This window comes from Shewanella sp. Choline-02u-19, from assembly GCF_002836205.1.
Lineage (GTDB): Bacteria > Pseudomonadota > Gammaproteobacteria > Enterobacterales > Shewanellaceae > Shewanella.
Genome location: NZ_PJBE01000013.1, coordinates 1,399,030 through 1,419,346 on the forward strand (window position 1 = coordinate 1,399,030; position 20,317 = coordinate 1,419,346).

Sequence of the window (20,317 nt, forward strand, 5' to 3'; positions counted from 1 at the left end):
CCTGTAAATAGGCCCAAGTTTGACGACTTGGGCCTATTTGTATTCTGTCGAAATGGATATGGGCAGCGACGGTTTGTTGTTTAGCCGTTTGGTGGCACTGTGTGTCTCAATCAAAGGTTCAATCAAAGGTTCAATCAAAGGTTCAATCAAAGGTTCAATCAAAGGTTCAATCAAAGGTTCAATCAAAGGTTCAATCAAAGGTTCAATCAGCATGTAAGTAACCACAAATATTAATGCTTTACTTTTTATTCGAATATATTCGATTTATCAACTTAAACAGATATTGGCTTAAATCCATTAAGTGCATTGAACTTCGTTAAAATGCGACGACTATGAGCGGCATCAGGAAGCGTGTATGTCCTACCAAAAAGTAGTGAAAGAGGACTAAGGTTCTACACTGAAACTGTTTTGGATAGCTTAATTAAAAGTGCTTTGGATACCGGCGTGACTATTGAGAAAATCAATTCTAGCCTGAGAAATGTCAGTTAGAGCCGCTACGTCGTCTGAACTCATGATTATGGATTGGCTACTCCACTTGAACCATATGGCTTAATCGAGTGTTATGTAGACATTCACTCCTTAATTGTCCAAGAATGGGTAAGGGGGCTAACTAACTTTTCCCCAAAACGAGCTATAAGCCATTTTTAGCTATGCGCATACCCTATCCATTTCCCCTATTTTTTCTTATCGGTTGCAGCTCGATTTATAAAGATGCTGAGTCATCGTTAATCAAAATAAAACAACACCCTTTGTTTACACTGGTGTAGTCACATGTATAATTGGCGCAGATAGGAAATGGGAATGACGCATTAGAGCTTCTTGATATATTGTCAAAATGGTAAATATAACGAGTCGTTATGTGCTTTATATTAATTCAACGAGTTTAAATGTGGAGAGGAAATGGATACGTATTATAAGCTGTTCGGTAAAGAGTTAGTTGAAGGCTATAAGCCATTAATCCTTAAAGCATTAAATGAAAGTGAAGGTAGCGCTTACACCTTTGCGAGTTCGAACGAGTCTAAACGGGATATAAATCGAATTTATATGTCGGAGTTAGTTTATCGAGCACACTTTGGAGCGGCATCGTCTCTAGCTCGAAACCTAGAGTGGATCAAAGGAATGGCATTAGCGTATGAGCAGGGAGTGTACTTGCCGTTTGCATCTGCATTTCGATCATTAATTGAGTCAACTGGTGATAGCTCAGAGGCTTTAATTAATGTGGCTAAGTCCTTGACTGATAATCACAAAATTATCTCTGGCGGTATTGCTGGAGAACTCGATTACATAGTTACCATTAATGAACTAGAAGATATGTTAATCCATTATTCGCATGGTCGGCGCTTAGATAAGAATGATGATGCCGCCCCAACTCATAAAGCCCAAAGTACTGCTCATTATGTGAACAGTCTGGAAAAACAAACAGAAAAAGAGTTTTATGCGTGCTATTCTGAATTATGTCAATTAACGCACCCTGCAGCAGAGAGTGTATTACATTTGATGGTTCCAAATTCCAAAGGAGGTTATATCTTTTCGCAAGGAGACGATAAGAAGAAAATTGAAGAGTTAATGTCAAAATATCAACACATAATAGTTGATTTATTGATGTTTGCGTTTAACCCTGGACTTCTCATTTTGAAGACCTTGAACTATTTGCCAGTTAAGGTTTGTCATTCTAATTCATTGCGTAATGCAAACTTCAGTTGGTTACCTGCTTGGAACAAGTGTGAACAAGCTTTGGCTCGCACATAAAAAAGCCTTAAAGCGGGATTCAAAACGTCACGCTTGTGTAGTTTGAATCCACATTTGTGTATTCGATGGTCAATTTGAATTGAGAGGTGGTTCCCCTCTTCCCTTAAGGCGACGTTAAATATCCACTTGCCATACATTCCTTAATGAGACTCATCATTTTAAGAACTTTAACTCTAACAAGCTTTTGTCCAGGTACGTCTTAGAATGATCCCTCTAAGCCGTTATTGCCCCAAAACGTTTTAGTCAAATATAATCATTGAAATAACGGGTCGTGGTCAATACTAATATCACAGACTCCAAATATCTTACCTACTATCGATAGCCAAGTTTTTTCGATATGCTAACCAAAACTTATAAATCAGTATGTTACGAAAAAAATACATAGACAGCCATAGTTAATGGCCTCAATAGCGACCTTCTACTATGCTTTGAACGAGCATTTAACAAGGAGGTTGTATGCCGCGCCCAAGACGAACCCTCATTAGCATTGAAGACACTCCCTATTACCACTGTTGCAGCCGAGTTGTTCGGCGCGCTTTCTTGTGTGGCGATGATAAATACGCTGGTAAGAACTACGACCACCGCCGTGGTTGGGTTGAAACGCAAATACTTAAGCTTTCCGAGGTGTTTGCTATTGATGTAGCGGCTTACGCAGTGATGAGTAACCATCTGCATATTGTGCTTTATATTGACCTAGAGACGGTGAACAACTGGTCAGATAGAGAGGTTGTTTTAAGCAAAAAATACATAGACAGCCATAGTTAATGGCCTCAATAGCGACCTTCTACTATGCTTTGAACGAGCATTTAACAAGGAGGTTGTATGCCGCGCCCAAGACGAACCCTCATTAGCATTGAAGACACTCCCTATTACCACTGTTGCAGCCGAGTTGTTCGGCGCGCTTTCTTGTGTGGCGATGATAAATACGCTGGTAAGAACTACGACCACCGCCGTGGTTGGGTTGAAACGCAAATACTTAAGCTTTCCGAGGTGTTTGCTATTGATGTAGCGGCTTACGCAGTGATGAGTAACCATCTGCATATTGTGCTTTATATTGACCTAGAAACGGTGAACAACTGGTCAGATAGAGAGGTTGTTTTACAATGGCATAAGCTATTTAATGGCACGGCGCTAACGCAAAAATTCGCCAAAGGTGAAGTAATCGATGAGTATTTAGTGATTCAACTCAAACACCTTATTGCTACCTATCGCTCAAGGCTCAGTGATATAAGCTGGTTTATGAGGTGCTTAAATGAGCCTATCGCACGACAAGCCAATCTAGAGGACAACTGCACCGGGCACTTTTGGGAAGGGCGTTTCAAGTCACAAGCTCTACTTGATGAAGCAGCAGTCCTTGCTTGTATGGCTTACGTTGAGCTCAATCCTATTCGAGCTAAGATGGCTAACACACCAGAGCAATCAGACTTCACCAGTATCAAACTAAGAGTCAAAGCCGCTCTGAAAGGTGAGCAGCCCAAGAAACTATTACCTTTCATTGGTAACGAACGAGCACACCAGCCTAAAGGCATTAATTTCTCACTTAAAGACTACTTAATACTGGTTGATGAAACAGGCAGGGTTATCCGTAACGATAAGCGTGGAGCCATTTCTGCTAGTGCAGAAGATATCCTCACTAGGCTTAATATACCTGTAGCTAACTGGGTGAAAATCGTCACCGAATTCGGACAATTATTCCATGGCCCAGTGGGAACACTGCAAGAGCTGAGTGTCTATTGTGAGCATTTAGATAGACGGCGACGGCATTTTTCAAATAGTTGCCAATTTATACTATAGCGCTACAGAGCAACCGCACCTTAGGCACCCATTCCCCTTTAAGTAATTCGTGGGGATTTTCCATGTATATAACCTCATAAATATCTATGTTTTTACCTAATATTTAGTGTTTATCAATATTTCCTACTGCACATTTCTCAAATTCCTTCTTTAGCTGAGACTCGTAATTGTTTGCTGTCACGAATGTTGTTATGTTATTGATTAATAATGGCTGGCACGTCATTTTGTGTGAGACTGAGCAATACATTGATGCCCAAGGCAGAGTGCTACGCATTGCTACCCAAGGTTTTGATGGCGGTTATCAGTATCAAGATAAACACTATGATGCACTGGGGCGCCTGCTGCGTGAATCTGCTCCTTATGGTAATGGCACGGGCGCCGAATACACTGAGTTTAGCGATTTCGATGAGTTGGACAGGCCTGCAAGGCGCAGTATGCCTAATGGCAAGTCAGGGCTTGAGTCGACATACGACTACGATGGCCTCACCACCAATATTACTGTCGGTGGGCGCACTATGTCGCGCACCTACGGTAGCCAAGGCTGGTTGTATGAAACGGTTGACGCCCAAAATGGCACGAATCGTTTTGCTTATGACAGTGCAGGTCGCCCGTTAATCATTCAAGACGCTAATGGTAATGTTATCAAAGCCACCTATAACGGTTTTGGTCATAAAACCAAAGTGGATGACCCTAACCAGGGGATAACTTTATTTGGCTATAACACCTTAGGTGAGCTGGATAAGCAAACCGATGCCAATGGTGTAGTGCAAACGTTTACCTTGGACACATTAGGACGCATAGCCACTAGAGCCACGGTAGGCGGTAATGCACCAAGTACCGCAACCTATGTGTGGGATACGCCTAAACTAGGTATGTTAAGCTCTGAAACTGAAAATGGCATTAGCCGCACTTATGCTTACACAACTGCGTTGCAACTGGCCAGCACCACCGTCAATGTGGATGGGGCTAATCGCACCATTAAACATCAATACGACAGCTTCTATGGTCGTCCTAAAGCACTGGAATATCCTAACGGACTAACCCTTAAATACGCTTATAACGATTACGGCTATTTGGAGCAAACCAGTAACGCCGCTTCTGGCTACATTTATCGCCAAGTTACTGCAATGGACGAAGCTGGCCATATCACAGGGGCAGAGCTTGGCAACAGTGTTATGCGTGAGTCTCGTCAATATAATCCTGAAGGCACCATGGCCAATGTGCAAGTGGATGCACCACTGGGGCGTATTCATGGGCATTACTATGACAATTACGATGATTTTATGAACCTTATCGATGAGCGTAATGCTACTACAGGGTTAAATAAGCATTACCGTTACGACACACTAAACCGTTTAGAAGCGTACACCTTTAGCAATACTAACCCTTTGATTAACGCAACAGTCAATTATGCCTATGATAAGGTCGGTAACTTTTTAAAGAAAACCGATTACAGTGCCAATAGCAACACCGCATATCGTTATGGTGGTTCGGCCTGTGGCAATAAGCCGAATGCGGTTTGTCAGCTAACCAAACTTATCGGTAGCACTGTTAACTTTCAATATGATGCCAAAGGTAATTTACGTATCGGTGATGGGCTAACCATGACCTATAACGCCATGGACAAACCGCTAACCATCACCGGAAGAGGCCCAGGCAACAGCACAGTGACAGGCTTTACTTACGGCAGTGATGGCATGCGCGCCAAGCAAAGCAGAAATGTGTCAGGTGTTAACACCACCACTTACTATGTTGATAAATATTATGAAATCGATAATGATGGTAGCTGGCGAACCTATATAGATGACATAGCGGTTTTGAGCTACACGCCCGCGCGGAAGCATTTGTTGCAGTTTACCCTCAGGGGCAGGCTAGGCAGTGCGACGACCATGGCTGACCAAAATGGCAATATTATCAGCCAGCGTTACTTTGACCCCTTTGGTCGAACTGCCGCAGTTGGTAGTAGCCATAGTAAGGATATATTGAATAAAAATACCTTATTATCAAGTTTACAAGATTTAAACATTACCAACAAAAACCGTCGCGGCTTTACCGACCATGAGCATTTGAACGAGCAGCAGCTCATTCATATGAACGGTCGGGTGTACGATTACAACCTTGGGCGGTTTATGAGTGTGGACCCTCTTATTCAGAGCCCCACCTCGACCCAGAGCGTGAATCCGTACTCGTATATCATGAACAACCCGCTGGCAGGCACGGATCCGACAGGGTATGCGGCGGAAGAATTTGATAAAAAAATTCAAGTCGATAAAAAAACAGAGGCATTAGTATCGAATACTGGGTCTCATATTAAGCGTAAAGTGACCTCGGCTTCTGGCACTGCTACAAGCTCTAATGGGGCTAGAGCATTTTCTGCGAATATCAGTAATGGTAAAGTGGAGAGCATAAGCGTCGGGAAAATGTCCGATTTTGGAAATTTGGGGAACAATGCGGCTAAGGGGAATAGTGGTACCAATGTAGGTGGTGAAGCGAATTTAAAAATTAACAGACTGAATGACCAAATTAATGAAGTTGAAGCAGCAAAAGCTAAAGAGTCTGAATATTCAATTACCTTAGTCGCCCACCAAGATGAGTCAATAGAATTTAAAGGGGTAGAAATTCCAGACGTTATAGGTCACGCATTTGTTATTATGAGAGGGCCAAACGGAGAGTTCGCCAAAGGCTTTTGGCCAGGTGGTGACGGGGCTTCTTTTGAGGACTTTATCTCTGACACTCCTTTAGGGGGAACCCTGTCAGATGAAGGGGATTACAGTTCGAGGTTCAAGGCTTGGCAAGCAACAGGTAAAGACCCGCAAGGCGGTCAATTTGCGTTCCGCTCATTTGCACTGACTAAGACACAATACCAAGGTGGAGTGAGCGCTATATCAAGTTGGAATTCAACCCCTTACATGGGACAGAGTCGCATGTGCGGTTCGTTCGCTACGCATGTATTGCGAGCGACAGGACAATCTTACGGTAATAGCAAAACACCTTATTATTTATTTTCTGACATGGGAGGTAGTTTTGATAAAAACTAACAGTTTGATTTTGAGCCTTTGTATTATAATGTTAATGGCTTGCGGGGAGAGAGAAATGAACGAGCTAATCTACAAAAAGGAATTCTCATACGGGTCAATTTATGCGCTTCAATTCACCAGCGAGATTGATAAAGTGACCGTGTCATTTGACTCAAAAGGTGAGGAGATTACCGTTAAGGGGTTAAAATACAAGTACTTGATTAAATTTTCTGATGTAGAGTCAGTATCTTTTAAAGGAAATGGTACTAGTGGCGTGTTCGTAATTCAAACCTCAGGCAAAGTCAATGAAATAGGCACCATTGACAAAGCGGCCTTTGACGCCTTTGCGAAGGAAATCAAAGCTCGTTCCCTTAACCTGAAACTCGAAAAAAACTAACTTTCGACCCCCTCAAAGCCCTTTAAGGTTTAGACCTAAAGAGCTTTGAGGGGAGTCTCTACACCACTAGCAATTCCCACCCACCATCACCGTGTAAAGAAAACCACCGTTTATGAACCATTGCCATCATCATGGCTAATCATGGTCAAAACAGCCGATAATCTGTAAAGAAACTTGTAAAGTTATCAATGTCACATTACTAGCAATCTTCATCACCGTATAAATCTTTCCAACCTTGGGCTATAATCTCGAAAGTTATGGATAGCCGAATGAGTAATATCAGCAACTTAGAAGATTACAGAACACCCACCCCAAACACCGAAAACTCGAAAGTTACCAATACCCGCAAATATAAAGATGTTCGTGAACGTGAATATCTAACCTCATCAGAAATTGAACGCATCAGCAAAGCTGCCAAGTCTGTCGGTCGGTCGCCACGGTCATCGTGACAGCACCATCATCATGATTGCTTACCATCACGCACTGAGTGTGTCTGAGTTGGTCAATTTGAAGTGGTCACAGGTCGATTTAACGCAAGGATGGCCTTCATGAATGTTTGAGATACTTTTTCTAATCAATATTAATGACATTAGACTGAATACTCTAAGCAGTTTCTGTCCAAAAGCGTGTTACAGATAAGATACCGAGTGTCGCTTTTGTGTCGTGAACGGACGCTGGCAGCGTGTTCAAAAGTTCAGTAACTGCGGCGCTCATTTCCCCCCAATTTCTAGCGTGGAGTAGGGCATGTTTAACTCCTACATTGGATGTCTTAGCAAAGTCGCTCTTTTGATTTACAGTAAGTTGTTTAATTTCTTGGAGCAAAACAGCCGAGAATAGAACTTGGGAACATAAAAACAACTCACCAAGTGGGCTTGCCTTAGTTCAATTGAAAGCAACACAGTCAAATATCCTGGACCTCCGCTTATCCTACTATTGGCAACTACGATAGAGAAGCGCCTTCAAATCTTAGCTTTAACATGGTTGGTAACGACCAGGGGTTTCCTCACTTATGGCACAGGTCAAGGACAATGGCAGAACTTACAAGCAAGTTAAAGTAGCCTCGACTTCCAATACAAAATGCAAGCTAATAGGCTATTTAACCTCAAAACTAAAGACAAGCATCCAGCATTCGGGGCAAGATCATTCACGTTGGTTACTGTGACAATTGTACTGTGCGTTAAATCTGATTGACCAAGATACTCAACTTTGTACAGGTTTTACGTACAGGCGCTATTTGCACATTGGCATAGTTCGCAGTGATTCTGGGGAATAGCCGTAATTCAAATCTCTGCCAATATTTACATTGATCTCACTTATATTTGAAAAACAAGTTTTCTTAAGGATGTTAAATCTTGTGCAAAGCCAGTACCCGAAAGGGCTAGAGGAATACAAACAGTCATGAGATCGGATCTCAGTCTCAACTTGAAATTACAAAAAATCATGCCAGTTCATTTCCTCATAAACCCTATTTAACATAATATACATTGTGCGCATAGTAGTGTGTAATTGATAATGGACTAGAAAAGGATGTTATCGAATGAGTTTTACTCATTAAGGTATTTGCAGCTTACATAGCTAACATAATGTTTAATTACCATTATGATGATGTACAGCGCTACTGTGTTGATTCTGCAGTACTAAGCCAATCAATCTCTAAAAGCAGCCACACAGCGCACGCCACTTTTATCATGCTATAGATAAGAGTTTCTGATTAAAGCCTGATTTTGACTATCAACTGATTTGCCAACTCAATATCTCTGTAGCTGTATTTCTAGATGCTAACTGATATTGAACTAACGTAGTTACTGCAAACACTAGATACACAAGTCGTTATTATCACGTATCAACATTGAACTTGGTTTGTTCACTGACATTAGCAAATGTTAGTAATCATCTATACAAGAATTAATCTTAGCATGATCATGATTTGAGCTTTGCTCATAGCGTTTGCTTGATATCTTTAATGCACTGAGTAAATTGTTCTATGAATGCGTGAAACTCTAGTCCGGTTAAAGTAACTTGAGACTAAAACTAACTTAGCTAACATACGCAGAAAGCTAACGTTCACTGCAAACTTTCAATGCTAACTATGCTCGTTAACTCAATAACAAACATTGGCTCCGGCCATGCATATTGGTTTGACGGTCGCGTTCTGTTGAAATAGCCCGCTGAACAAGTTCGTAGAAATGATGCTGATTGCTTTGGCTAACCCAAGTTCCAGCTCAAAGCCCCACAAAAGAACTCGCTCACGCGCTCATACAAAACCTAATTTTAACCTGCATTGCAGCTTAGTTTAATCATGTTCACAAGACGTATTGTTAGATAACCATCTATAGATGGCTTTTGATACTTAGTGCTCGATAAACACAGCATCTGCTAGATACCATAATGACAAGCACAGTTCGATAAAACTGTAGATCCTTAATCAACACTGGCGTTAACTATTTTAGCGCCGACTGTGCGATTTAATCATTCGATAAACTAGTTCGTCAGTGTATACAGCAGCACTGATTAGTCATTGCTGTTGCAATGTTGATGGTAATGTAAGTCTTGAAGTCATTGTAGCTATTATAGAATAGTAACTAAAAGACGTGAGATTAGGCTTGGGTTTAGACTTATTAATGAGATGCCGATAATGTCACTTATCGGCATTAACTGTTCTGGATTTTATGATAGTTCAAATATTGTCTATGACTTTAAAGCTTTGATATTGTGATTAACGGATAAGAAAAAAACCAGGATTTGGCTAATTCATTCTCTAGTTAAGCCTTTAACCTATACCTTGCAGGTTATCTAAGGGTCTATTTTGCCCACTTTGATGGCGCTCAATTTGTGTTGTGTGCAAGTATTGCGACGTTGTATCGATGCTCTCATGCCCTGCATCAGCTTGCACATGTGACAATGGCCGGCCATGAATATTGATGTCATGGGTAATGCCGGTATGGCGAATGTTATGGATACTTAGCTGCCGCATCTGTGCCCCATCTTCAACAAAGCCATCATTTTCAGCACATATCGCAGCAAGTACGATGATCTTATCTACCTCTTCCCTTATTTGACGTATTCCAAGGTTCGCATTGATTAAACCGACTTCCCTACCTCTCCCAGCTGCTTTTTGCCTAATAATGAGCGGGTGACCTTCATTGGTTTTTGGATAATCGGGTAGATTAAGGTAATGACGATACTCCACTAAAGCGGCAAGTAAAGCATCGGACATGGATACAGTACGGCGCTTGCCGCCTTTACTTGAAGGAATATGAAAACTCCATATTCCCGTTTGAGGATTACGCTTAAATTGATCCATAATAGGCGAGTAACCTGCCCTTGCTGATACTTCTGACACTCTTAGATAGCAGGCGTAAATGAGCTTAATGAGAAACAAACTACGTTGATGAAGTTCGGGCTGCTCTGCTGCAAGCTTAGTGACAGTCGACATCACATAAGACCACTGTAATTCAGTGAAGGCGAGTTGATTCTCACCGTCATTATTGATGCGATACTTTTTATTGGACGAGAACCTACTTTTATTGAGCCACATTTGAGCCGGATTCTTTTCAACAAAATCTTCACTCATAAGATAAGCATAGAAAGAGGACAGAATCGCCATTTTGGTTTTGAGCGCGCTTTCACTTAAGCTGTATGGCTGTACAACACCTTCCACCTTCTTACCTCTAAAAGGTAACCATTGTGGATTGGGGCTTCTGAGTTCACTGCCCTTTTGCTCTTTAAACTGAGCGACATTGTAAAAACCTATTAGCGTGAGTGGCGGTGCCTGGCAATATTCAACGTATTGGCTTATCTCTTTTCGCCCTGCTGCTGAGACTTCTATTTGAGCGACATCGAAACACCAATGTAAAAAAGTGGTTAATTCGCTCCGATAGGCCTTATAGTTGTTTTCACTGAATTTCTGTTCACACAGCCAGTCTGTGGCATGCTCAAATACCAAACTCGCGTCTTCAATTCCACAGAGTGCTAGCTGAGTAATATGTTGATTTATGATGGGATTGCCGCTTTGAATGAATTGGATAGAGTCAAACAGTGGCATAACATTGGGTAGCTGCATTTTATTACTACTAAGATCACTGACTATAACTGCATATTAATCAGTTACGCTGCATCAAAGTAGCCTTATATTGCTCAGAGGTTAGTTATTAAGCATAATTAAGCTGTTGTTATACTTATTTTACTGCCGCAATGACTAATACAGTCGCTTAAACAGGCTTTTTCACAATGAATCCGCTTTTCGCAACACCAAAGGCACAACTGCCAAACAGTCTGCTTTGACTCGGCGTCTAAGCATTTAAAATCTGCTGCACATAAGTGCCCTTGCTGTATTAGTTGGGCCATCTTTTGTTGCGATATATTGATATTGAGGTTTTGACTTACAGATCCCATAACATTCTCTTATACGTTATCTTATTTATACGCCTAATATAACTTAATGAGAATGATTATCAATAGCGATATTGAAATATTGAGATTTAAACCACACCTACAACAAGAAACAGCTGTTTATGCAGTCATATTTCAGATGATGTTACCGCCTTAAATACACTACTTTGAAAATCATGAACTTGATCATATTGCTTTAATCGCATTAGCGGGTCTTTTCGCTGTCAGCAAGAAACTCAAAGATGGTGAACTTTTCGATACCGTCTTGCTGGTAACTTACAATGGCTTGCCACACCATGTAGCCGCTACTGCAAGATCCATAGATCAGCGGTGCGCTATAGGTCGTTTCGCTGTCTTTAGACAAGTTCACAGGGATAATGCCCATAAACATGTCTCGCCCTTCAATACGCATTTTTACATTTTCGAGTGGTTCTGAGCTATTCAAACTTAAGGAAAGTGGCTTTTCACTTGGGGTATCCCATGGGGTAATGCGTAAACTAAGTTCAATGTCATCAACGGTGTTGGTACACGCCTTTTCTTGGAAGTTGCACAGTCCTGTATCTTGCTCAAATGATTTGTTATTTTTACTGTTATCAGGTTCACATCCACTGATGTTAATCGCTATAAAAAACGTATATAAAACTCGCAATACTACTGAATTATGAGTAATTTGCACAATAATTAACCTTTTAATCAAATCTATTAACATTCTATTGAGTAGCTTGATCTAGATCAACTTTTCAGCAGGCCTAATTCCTATCTTTTTTGACATAGCTCAAGTATCATTGCATTGCCTTGCTTTTACTTCATAAAACGCAAGGTTACACATTGACACAGGTGGCTAATTTCCGATAGGTAATCCGCTTTTTTGTGTCATTTTACCGGGTAGAGTCTCGCTCTACTTAATAATAAGTATAAGTAATAAGCAGTGGAAGCAAAATGATGAACCATTCCCAGCCTCAAGGCGCTGATTACAACTACACTATTGTTCGTCAATTTTCCTTAACGACCGTGTTTTGGGGAATTGTTGGAATGTCAGTAGGTGTATTAATCGCAGCCCAGCTAATCTGGCCGCAGCTAAACTTCGATACTCCATGGTTAACGTATAGTCGTCTTAGACCTCTACATACGAATGCCGTGATTTTCGCGTTTGGTACTTCAGCCCTTTTCGCTACATCCTATTATATCGTTCAACGCACCTGTCAAACTCGACTATTTGCACCTAGGTTAGCTGCATTTACGTTCTGGGGTTGGCAAGCCATCATAATATCAGCAGCAATTAGCTTACCTATGGGTTTCACCCAGGGAAAAGAATATGCTGAGCTTGAATGGCCTATTGATATCGCAATTACCATCGTTTGGATTGCATATGCAGTGGTGTTCTTCGGTACCATCGTTAAACGAACAACGTCCCACATTTATGTGGCGAACTGGTTCTTTGGTGCCTTTATTATCACCGTAGCAGTGTTGCACATAGTTAACTCTATGGCTGTGCCGTTATCACTAACCAAGTCGTACTCACTTTATAGTGGCGCTGTCGATGCAATGGTTCAGTGGTGGTATGGACACAACGCGGTTGGTTTCCTACTGACAGCAGGCTTCTTAGGTATGATGTATTACTTCGTCCCTAAACAAGCTGGTCGTCCTGTTTATTCGTACCGTTTATCAATTGTTCACTTCTGGGCACTGATTGCTTTGTACATTTGGGCTGGTCCTCACCACCTCCATTACACTGCTCTACCCGATTGGACTCAATCACTTGGTATGGTGATGTCGCTTATCCTATTCGCTCCTTCTTGGGGTGGTATGATTAACGGTATCATGACGCTATCGGGTGCTTGGCACAAACTTCGTACGGACCCTATTCTTCGTTTCCTTGTTGTTTCATTGTCTTTCTATGGTATGTCTACCTTCGAAGGCCCAATGATGGCGATTAAAACAGTTAACGCATTGTCTCATTACACTGACTGGACAATTGGACATGTTCATTCTGGTGCTTTGGGTTGGGTTGCAATGGTTTCTATCGGTTCTTTGTATCACTTGATACCGGTACTGTATAACCAAGGCCGTATGTACAGCACAAACCTTATTAACGTTCATTTCTGGTTGGCAACAATCGGTACTGTTCTTTATATCGTTTCAATGTGGATCTCTGGTGTAATGCAGGGTCTTATGTGGCGCGCAGTTAACTCTGACGGTACATTGACTTACAGCTTTGTAGAAAGCTTAGAAGCATCTTACCCATTCTACTTTGTTCGTTTCATAGGTGGTGTTTTCTTCCTGACAGGTATGTTCATCATGGCATACAACGTGATCCGTACTGTTAAGGCCCCTAAAGATTCTTTGCCAGCGATTGCTGATGCAAAAGCAGCTTAAGGAGTAGATTCGATGAAATTTAATCATGAGTTAGTTGAGAAAAACATCGGTCTATTAGGGATCTTGACTGTAATCGCAATCAGCTTCGGTAGCTTGGTTGAGATCACTCCCCTACTTTTCCAAAAAGACACGACTGAGCCGCTAGAAGGCCAGATCCCATATACTGCTTTGCAGATAGAGGGTCGTGATATCTACGTACGTGAGGGTTGTTATAACTGTCACAGTCAGATGATCCGTCCACTACGAGCAGAAACAGAACGTTATGGGCACTACTCGGTGGCTGGCGAATCTGTATGGGATCACCCATTCCAGTGGGGTTCTAAGCGTACAGGTCCAGATCTAGCCCGTGTTGGCGGTCGTTACAGTGACCAGTGGCATGAAGTTCATTTAATTGATCCTCGCGCTGTTGTACCTCAGTCGAATATGCCTGGTTTCCCTTGGTTGGCAGAAAACAAGCTTAGCGGCGAGTTGACTGGCAAGAAAATGGATATCCTACGCAACCTTCATCCGACACATGAGCTGTATACAGATGAAGAAATTGCAGCTGCTAAAGACGCAGTGAAAGATAAGACGGAAATGGATGCATTGATCGCTTATCTACAATCACTTGGTCACGCGCTTAAATAAGGAGGCAAGATATGGATTACGGTACATTACGAGGAATTATAACCATAGTTGTGATGGTTACCTTTATCGGTATATTTGCTTGGGCATATAGCTCTCGTCGTAAGAAGCAATTTGACGAAGCAGCTAACCTTGTGTTCTCTGATGAAGAGAAAACCGAGGTTTCAAAGGACTCAGGAGAGAAAAAGTAATGACTGATTTCTGGAGTATATGGATCATTGTACTCTCGTCTGTGGTCATCATTGGTTGTATCGTTCTACTACGCGCTTGTTCTAAGAACAACACTGGCGTAAAAGAAGGCGAATCAATGGGCCATAGCTTCGACGGTATCGAAGAACTCAATAACCCACTGCCAAAATGGTGGAGTTATATGTTCTACATTACTATCGTGTTTAGTGTTATCTATCTTGCACTTTACCCTGGTCTTGGTAGCTTCAAAGGCCTTTTAGGCTGGACGAGTTCTAACCAAAGTGTACGTACTCTCGCAGAATCTAAGCAGGCGGTTATCGATGCTCAAGAGGAAGGACGTTGGGTACAGTATGACCAAGAAGTAAAGCATGCTGATGAAAAGTTTGGCCCTATCTTTAAGGCCTATGCTGACACGCCATTAGAAGAGTTAGTTAAGAATAAGGAAGCGCTAAAAGTTGGCGGTCGTTTGTTCTTGCAAAACTGTTCAATGTGCCATGGTAGTGACGCTCGTGGTAGCAAAGGCTTCCCTAACCTCACCGATGGTGCTTGGTTATATGGCGGTGAGCTAGCAACGATTAAGACAACCATTATGAATGGTCGTCACGGTATGATGCCGCCTAAAGGTGGTTTACCAATCGAAGATAGTGAGTTACCTGGTCTTGCTGAATATGTTGTTAAGTTGTCTGGCCGTGAACATGACGCAGCACTTGCTGCTCAAGGTCAAGGTTCTTTCATGAAAGGCTGTTTTGCCTGTCATGGTATGGACGGCACAGGTAACAAATTCATGGGCGCACCTAACCTAACGGATAATGCGTGGCTGTACGGCGGAAGCCGTGGTGCTATTCAACAGTCAGTTAAGAATGGTCGTAGCGGCGTCATGCCAGCATGGAAAGATGTATTAGGTGAAGAAAAAGTTCACGTAATCTCAGCATACGTTTATAGCTTGTCAAACAAGTAGTTACACTTAAGTAACATTAAACGTAATATTAGGCCTCGTCACAAACGAGGCCTTTTTTTTAAGTGCTAAATCACACTTTTAACGGTAAAATGGCGGTTCTTAAAAACGTCGTCTCAGCAAATAATAGGTGTTAAAAAATGTCTACTCCTCAGCCTTGGTATAAACAGTTCTGGCCCTGGTTTCTTATCGTACTTCCGCTTTGTGCCGTCGTTGCAAGTTTCAACTTATTATATCTAGCAATTGATAATAAAGACTCCCTTGTTTCTGAGGATTATTATAAAGAAGGTAAAGCCATTAATATGGACCTTCGAAAAATCAAACATGCAAAACAGTTGGGCATGAATTATCTGCTCGAGTTTGATGATAAGTATGTCGAACTTTCTCAGCAAGGTGGAGAGCAATACCAAGCTGCTCTTAGTGTTGGCTTTTTCCATCCTACAATGGCAGAGCGTGATTTTAATCAGATAGTCACAGCTGACGCGAATGGCGTATATCGCATTGAAATCCATCAAGCGATGTCAGGACCTTGGGAAGTTCGCATTGAAGGATTTGATCAAACATGGCGGATCCAGCAGCGCGTCACGCTAGTTGATGATAAGCAGTACTGGCTAAACTAATTTGAACCTTTTTGATCGCAACATAAACGTATGAACCCAAATCTATGAGTCAAATCAGTTGTTACCATTGTAGTGAACCTGTATTAACCGGTAGCCAGTTCACTACACGTATACAAAATGAAGATAAAGCGATGTGCTGCCCTGGCTGCCAGGCTGTATCGCAAGCGATTATCGATGCGGGTTTATCGAATTACTATAAGTTTAGAACCGAGCCAGGTAACAAACAAACGGCTTTGGTGCCAGAAGAACTTAACAGCGTCAGTGCCTATGACCTGCCAGAGGTACAGCAAGATTTTATTCATCAACGCGATGATCTAAATGAGATATCGTTAACCATTGACGGAATAACCTGCGCTGCATGTGCTTGGCTCATTGAACACCAAGTCAAAAAACTCAACGGTATAGCGAGCATTCAAGTTAACTCAACAACGCAACGCGCATTGATATCTTGGCATGCCGAGCAGGTAAAACTTAGCGAAATCCTCAATAAAATCGGTGCTATAGGTTACCAAGCCGCGCCGTTTCAGATTGACGAGCAAGAAACCAAAAGCAAGAAAGAAAGTCGCAAATTTTTATTGCGCTTAGGTCTTGCGGGTTTTGCGACCATGCAGGTGATGATGTTCGCCCTGGCCCTGTATTCTGGTTACTTTACCGAACTCGATATAGAGTTTAGAGATTACTTCCGTTGGGTGAGCATGCTCTTTGCTGCCCCTGTTGTTTTCTATTCTGCTCAACCTTTCTATTTTAGTGCCATTCGTTCCATTTTAATGGGCCGGTTAAATATGGACGTCTCTGTCAGTATCGCAATTTGTGGTGCCTACATAGCCAGTTGCATAGAGACTATTAACGGGACTGGAGAAGTGTATTTTGAGTCCGTCTCTATGTTTACCTTCTTCTTACTGCTTGGACGTTATTTTGAGCAAAATGCTCGCCAAAAGGCGTCCGTGAGCTCCAGTAATCTACATAAACTGGTGCCGCTGACTGCTTTTCTTAAATCAGACAATACGATTGAAGAAGTCCCCGCTAAGCGTCTTGTTATTGGAAATTTGATTTTAATTAAGCCTGGCGATGTTATTGCCGCTGACGGTATTATTATTGAGGGCAGTTCGTCGGTTAATGAAGCCATGTTAACCGGTGAGCAGATGCCATTGGCTAAATCTGTCGATGCTCAAGTCTTTGCCGGCACCATTAACATTGAGCAACCCATAACGGTAAGAGTGACGGCATTAGGACAAGATCAGCTAGTTGCAGAAATCATCAGGTTGCAAGAAATTGCTTCAAACAGTAAACCTAAAATTGCGCTGTATGCCGATAGGTTTTCAAATTATTTTACTGCAGCCGTGTTGCTAATTGCGACTGGGACATATCTCTTTTGGTCGTTTTATTCACCAGAAGATGCATTTTGGGTGACTTTATCAGTGTTGGTTGCTACCTGCCCTTGTGCGTTAGCGCTGGCAACGCCTACAGCGGTCACATGTGGCACAGCAATACTCACAAAGCTGGGGATAATTACTCGTAAAGCGGGTGTATTTGAAAAGCTGCCTAAGCTTAACCATATTGTTTTCGATAAAACAGGCACGCTGACACTAGGCTCATTGTCTATTACAGATATAGAACTGGTGGAAAGTGCCACTAATGCTATGACGAAAGAGCATGTTCTTGAGTATGCGGCAGCACTTGAGGCAAGCTCGCTTCACCCTATTGCCCATGCATTTCAAGGCCACTTTAACCCAGCAATCAGCGTAGCCAACAAGCAAAACTTTGTCGGCAATGGCCTTCAAGGTGATATCAACGGCCAAAAGGTGAAAATTGGTAGCCAATCATTTGTTAACGGCACTCATCACCTTGAGTCTGACATCATTGTTTGGCTGAGTCTCGAGGGCGTTGTGCGGGCTAAATTCACTTTAGCAGATGAAATTAGGCCCGATACAGCCAATGCGGTGCAGTTGTTGAAGAAATTGGGGTGTAACATCAGTATTGCCAGTGGTGATAACTCTGGTGAAGTTGAAAACCTAGCCAAACGACTTGGTATTGAAGATGTTCACAAAGGTTTATCTCCTGAAGACAAATTAACGTTAGTCAGAGAACTACAACAACACTCCCAAGTCGCTATGTTTGGCGATGGCATTAATGACGCCCCAGTGCTTGCAGGAGCTAACCTTTCGGTAGCAATGGGCAGCGGCGCCGCCATCAGTAAAAACAGTGCAGATATTATTTTGTTGGGCGATAACCTATCGCGTTTCTCTGACGCCGTAAAAGTCGCTAAATTTACCGGACGGGTCATCAAACAGAATTTGTTCTGGGCGCTGGGTTACAACCTGTTTATAATCCCTTTAGCTGTTAGCGGCCATGTTGCGCCCTATATTGCAGCTATTGGCATGTCCGCCAGTTCACTTATAGTCGTTAGCAATAGCTTAAGACTACTCAAGGTACGTGTATGAGCATTATTTATGTCCTGATCCCCATCGCTATGTTATTTGTTCTTGTCGCTGTAGGTGTCTTTTTTTGGGCAGTTAAATCGGATCAATTCGATGATCTTGATAAACAAAGTATATCTATTTTGTTTGAAGACGACAGTCATGAACAAAAAGCTAAGACAGAGATAGATACCGCCACATCAACGGTTGAGCCGAACGCCACAGGGAAAAATAAAGACGGTGAATGATTACAGCGTATTCGGTGCCTTTCTTGTCGGCATAATGGGCGCCGGACACTGTATTGGGATGTGCGGTGGTTTGGTCGGTGCTTTATCCGCAAATTTACCTCAAAACGATGGCAGTAACCGATTAGTCAATCAACTGGGTTACCTGTTTAGCTATAACAGCGGACGGATCATCAGTTATACCATGGCTGGAGCGCTCGTGGGGGCCAGCACTAATGCGTTAGGGTTATTGTTTGACGTTGACCTATACTTATTAGTGCTGCGGATTTTAGCGGGCCTTATGATGGTGATCACTGGCCTTTACATTGCGCAAATATGGTCGGGTATTGTACAACTAGAGCGTGCTGGTAAATGGCTTTGGAAGTTAATATCGCCCATCGCAAATCGCTTTATCCCGATTAAAAATAAACGACAAGCCTTTATCGCTGGCGGGTTATGGGGTTGGTTACCTTGTGGTTTAGTCTATAGCATGCTGACTTGGGCTGTAGCGGCTGGGAATGCTGTTGATGGCGCTATGGTGATGGCCGCTTTCGGTTTAGGCACCCTTCCCGCTTTATTAAGTGCGGGGGTTGCAGCGAGTACTTTTAGTCGTTGGGTGCAAAAAGCGTCAGTCCGCAAAGTCAGTGGCTTAGTGTTAATCGCCTTCGGAATACAGACGCTATATATTGCAATTGGGCAGCTAAACTAGCCCCATTTATTAAATTAGTTTAACATAGTGTGTGAACACAAAACTGAGATAGATAATGAGCGTAGATAATAATAATAAACATCGTCGTCAAATGGCATCAGGCTGTGCGATTCATTGTCATGACTGCAGCATGGGTACTCTGTGTATTCCGTTTACTCTAAATACTACCGAATTAGATCAATTAGACGAAATCATCGAGCGTAAAAAGCCTATCCAAAAAGGTGAAGCTATTTTTAAGTCTGGTGACCCTCTTAAGTCTCTTTTTGCCATTCGTTCTGGCACCATAAAAAGTTACACCATTACTGAGCAAGGTGATGAACAGATCACAGGGTTTCATCTCGCGGGTGACGTGATAGGATTTGACGGAATTCATTCTCAATTCCATCAAAGCTTTGCACAAGCACTTGAAACCTCAATGGTGTGTGAGATCCCTTATACAACATTGGATGAGCTCATCGGCAAAATGCCTAAACTCAGACAGCAAGTTATGCGTCTAATGAGTAATGAGATCCAAACCGATCAAGAGATGATTCTGCTACTGAGTAAGAAAAATGCCGAAGAAAGATTAGCCGCATTTATCAGTAATCTTGCTAAACGTTTTGGTAGCCGTGGTTTTTCACCAAGAGAGTTTCGTTTAACCATGACTCGTGGTGATATCGGTAATTATTTGGGCTTGACCGTAGAAACGATTAGCCGACTTTTGGGTCGTTTTCAGAAAGCTGATCTTATTGAAGTAAAAGGTAAATACATTACCATTCTCGATATTGATGCGTTAAGTGAGCTATCAGGCAACAGTAATATTGCCCGTTAAACGTTATCGACTATTCTGTTGATCTATAACAATACAAAGCCAT

Annotated in this window: 18 protein-coding genes and 1 pseudogene; 16 read left to right on the forward strand and 3 right to left on the reverse strand. The window is 42.2% G+C overall.

Annotated elements, in window-relative coordinates; genetic code table 11:
• The first annotated feature begins 19 nt into the window (after positions 1-19).
• The 7 genes and pseudogenes from CXF83_RS22540 (at position 20) to CXF83_RS12860 (ending at position 7,406) form a co-directional block, all read left to right on the forward strand.
• Positions 20-217 (forward strand): hypothetical protein, encoded by a 198-nt coding sequence (locus CXF83_RS22540; protein WP_157822921.1) that lies wholly within the window; start codon positions 20-22, stop codon positions 215-217.
• 683 nt (positions 218-900) lie between these two features.
• Positions 901-1,749: a hypothetical protein gene (locus CXF83_RS12835; protein WP_101091684.1), complete on the forward strand. Its 849-nt coding sequence runs from the start codon at positions 901-903 to the stop codon at positions 1,747-1,749.
• A gap of 456 nt (positions 1,750-2,205) precedes the next feature.
• A pseudogene (locus CXF83_RS12840) lies at positions 2,206-2,481 on the forward strand (transposase); the annotation flags it as partial.
• Positions 2,482-2,571: 90 nt separating this feature from the next.
• Positions 2,572-3,543 carry a transposase gene (locus CXF83_RS12845; protein WP_101091683.1) on the forward strand — a complete coding sequence of 324 codons (972 nt, stop codon included), beginning with the start codon at positions 2,572-2,574 and terminating at the stop codon, positions 3,541-3,543.
• Between the two features lie 191 nt (positions 3,544-3,734).
• Positions 3,735-6,581 (forward strand): RHS repeat domain-containing protein, encoded by a 2,847-nt coding sequence (locus CXF83_RS12850; RefSeq protein ID WP_269801710.1) that lies wholly within the window; start codon positions 3,735-3,737, stop codon positions 6,579-6,581.
• Positions 6,582-6,636: 55 nt separating this feature from the next.
• The gene (locus CXF83_RS12855; protein WP_157822920.1) at positions 6,637-6,957 is read left to right on the forward strand and encodes a hypothetical protein; all 321 of its coding nucleotides are present in this window, start codon (positions 6,637-6,639) and stop codon (positions 6,955-6,957) included.
• 269 nt (positions 6,958-7,226) lie between these two features.
• Positions 7,227-7,406: a hypothetical protein gene (locus CXF83_RS12860; protein WP_101091681.1), complete on the forward strand. Its 180-nt coding sequence runs from the start codon at positions 7,227-7,229 to the stop codon at positions 7,404-7,406.
• Between the two features lie 2,321 nt (positions 7,407-9,727).
• On the opposite strand, the gene CXF83_RS12870 is transcribed toward CXF83_RS12860, so the two are convergent.
• The 3 genes from CXF83_RS12870 to CXF83_RS12880 all read right to left on the reverse strand — a co-directional run bounded on the left by CXF83_RS12870 (position 9,728) and on the right by CXF83_RS12880 (position 12,025).
• The gene (locus CXF83_RS12870) at positions 9,728-11,020 is read right to left on the reverse strand and encodes a tyrosine-type recombinase/integrase (RefSeq protein ID WP_101091680.1); all 1,293 of its coding nucleotides are present in this window, start codon (positions 11,018-11,020) and stop codon (positions 9,728-9,730) included.
• A 98-nt stretch (positions 11,021-11,118) separates the two neighbouring features.
• A complete protein-coding gene (locus CXF83_RS22850; protein ID WP_101091679.1) occupies positions 11,119-11,352 on the reverse strand; it encodes a hypothetical protein in 234 nt (77 codons plus the stop codon).
• 202 nt (positions 11,353-11,554) lie between these two features.
• A complete protein-coding gene (locus CXF83_RS12880) occupies positions 11,555-12,025 on the reverse strand; it encodes a hypothetical protein (protein ID WP_232775103.1) in 471 nt (156 codons plus the stop codon).
• Positions 12,026-12,288: 263 nt separating this feature from the next.
• On the opposite strand from CXF83_RS12880, the gene ccoN reads away from it, so the two are divergent.
• The 9 genes from ccoN to etrA all read left to right on the forward strand — a co-directional run bounded on the left by ccoN (position 12,289) and on the right by etrA (position 20,274).
• Positions 12,289-13,725, forward strand: a complete 1,437-nt coding sequence (ccoN, locus tag CXF83_RS12885) for a cytochrome-c oxidase, cbb3-type subunit I (protein WP_101091677.1) — start codon at positions 12,289-12,291, stop codon at positions 13,723-13,725.
• A gap of 12 nt (positions 13,726-13,737) precedes the next feature.
• Positions 13,738-14,352 (forward strand): cytochrome-c oxidase, cbb3-type subunit II, encoded by a 615-nt coding sequence (ccoO, locus tag CXF83_RS12890; RefSeq protein WP_101091676.1) that lies wholly within the window; start codon positions 13,738-13,740, stop codon positions 14,350-14,352.
• An 11-nt stretch (positions 14,353-14,363) separates the two neighbouring features.
• Entirely contained in the window at positions 14,364-14,540 is a 177-nt protein-coding gene (locus CXF83_RS12895; protein ID WP_101091675.1) for a cbb3-type cytochrome oxidase subunit 3, read from the forward strand.
• Positions 14,540-15,496, forward strand: coding sequence for a cytochrome-c oxidase, cbb3-type subunit III (gene ccoP / locus CXF83_RS12900; protein WP_101091674.1), 957 nt, complete (start codon positions 14,540-14,542; stop codon positions 15,494-15,496). Before CXF83_RS12895 ends, ccoP begins: the two co-directional genes overlap by 1 nt.
• Before the next feature lie 137 nt (positions 15,497-15,633).
• Positions 15,634-16,113, forward strand: coding sequence for a FixH family protein (locus CXF83_RS12905; protein ID WP_101091673.1), 480 nt, complete (start codon positions 15,634-15,636; stop codon positions 16,111-16,113).
• 44 nt (positions 16,114-16,157) lie between these two features.
• Positions 16,158-18,554, forward strand: a complete 2,397-nt coding sequence (locus tag CXF83_RS12910; RefSeq protein ID WP_101091672.1) for a heavy metal translocating P-type ATPase — start codon at positions 16,158-16,160, stop codon at positions 18,552-18,554.
• A complete protein-coding gene (ccoS, locus tag CXF83_RS12915; RefSeq protein ID WP_101091671.1) occupies positions 18,551-18,778 on the forward strand; it encodes a cbb3-type cytochrome oxidase assembly protein CcoS in 228 nt (75 codons plus the stop codon). Before CXF83_RS12910 ends, ccoS begins: the two co-directional genes overlap by 4 nt.
• The gene (locus tag CXF83_RS12920) at positions 18,771-19,463 is read left to right on the forward strand and encodes a sulfite exporter TauE/SafE family protein (protein ID WP_101091670.1); all 693 of its coding nucleotides are present in this window, start codon (positions 18,771-18,773) and stop codon (positions 19,461-19,463) included. The genes ccoS and CXF83_RS12920 overlap by 8 nt, the downstream gene beginning before the upstream one ends.
• A gap of 55 nt (positions 19,464-19,518) precedes the next feature.
• Complete coding sequence (gene etrA / locus CXF83_RS12925) at positions 19,519-20,274, forward strand: electron transport transcriptional regulator EtrA (protein ID WP_101091669.1); 756 nt, start codon at positions 19,519-19,521, stop codon at positions 20,272-20,274.
• The last annotated feature ends 43 nt before the right edge of the window (positions 20,275-20,317 follow it).

What these genes read in the sequence shown, in the direction of transcription:
- CXF83_RS12835 (WP_101091684.1), top strand. Translation starts at nt 901, where the DNA reads ATGGATACGTATTATAAGCTGTTCGGTAAAGAGTTAGTTGAAGGCTAT.
- CXF83_RS12845 (WP_101091683.1), top strand. Translation starts at nt 2,572, where the DNA reads ATGCCGCGCCCAAGACGAACCCTCATTAGCATTGAAGACACTCCCTAT.
- CXF83_RS12850 (WP_269801710.1), top strand. Translation starts at nt 3,735, where the DNA reads ATGTTATTGATTAATAATGGCTGGCACGTCATTTTGTGTGAGACTGAG.
- CXF83_RS12855 (WP_157822920.1), top strand. Translation starts at nt 6,637, where the DNA reads ATGAACGAGCTAATCTACAAAAAGGAATTCTCATACGGGTCAATTTAT.
- CXF83_RS12860 (WP_101091681.1), top strand. Translation starts at nt 7,227, where the DNA reads ATGAGTAATATCAGCAACTTAGAAGATTACAGAACACCCACCCCAAAC.
- CXF83_RS12870 (WP_101091680.1), bottom strand. Translation starts at nt 11,020, where the DNA reads ATGCAGCTACCCAATGTTATGCCACTGTTTGACTCTATCCAATTCATT.
- CXF83_RS22850 (WP_101091679.1), bottom strand. Translation starts at nt 11,352, where the DNA reads ATGGGATCTGTAAGTCAAAACCTCAATATCAATATATCGCAACAAAAG.
- ccoN (WP_101091677.1), top strand. Translation starts at nt 12,289, where the DNA reads ATGATGAACCATTCCCAGCCTCAAGGCGCTGATTACAACTACACTATT.
- ccoO (WP_101091676.1), top strand. Translation starts at nt 13,738, where the DNA reads ATGAAATTTAATCATGAGTTAGTTGAGAAAAACATCGGTCTATTAGGG.
- CXF83_RS12895 (WP_101091675.1), top strand. Translation starts at nt 14,364, where the DNA reads ATGGATTACGGTACATTACGAGGAATTATAACCATAGTTGTGATGGTT.
- ccoP (WP_101091674.1), top strand. Translation starts at nt 14,540, where the DNA reads ATGACTGATTTCTGGAGTATATGGATCATTGTACTCTCGTCTGTGGTC.
- CXF83_RS12905 (WP_101091673.1), top strand. Translation starts at nt 15,634, where the DNA reads ATGTCTACTCCTCAGCCTTGGTATAAACAGTTCTGGCCCTGGTTTCTT.
- CXF83_RS12910 (WP_101091672.1), top strand. Translation starts at nt 16,158, where the DNA reads ATGAGTCAAATCAGTTGTTACCATTGTAGTGAACCTGTATTAACCGGT.
- ccoS (WP_101091671.1), top strand. Translation starts at nt 18,551, where the DNA reads ATGAGCATTATTTATGTCCTGATCCCCATCGCTATGTTATTTGTTCTT.
- etrA (WP_101091669.1), top strand. Translation starts at nt 19,519, where the DNA reads ATGAGCGTAGATAATAATAATAAACATCGTCGTCAAATGGCATCAGGC.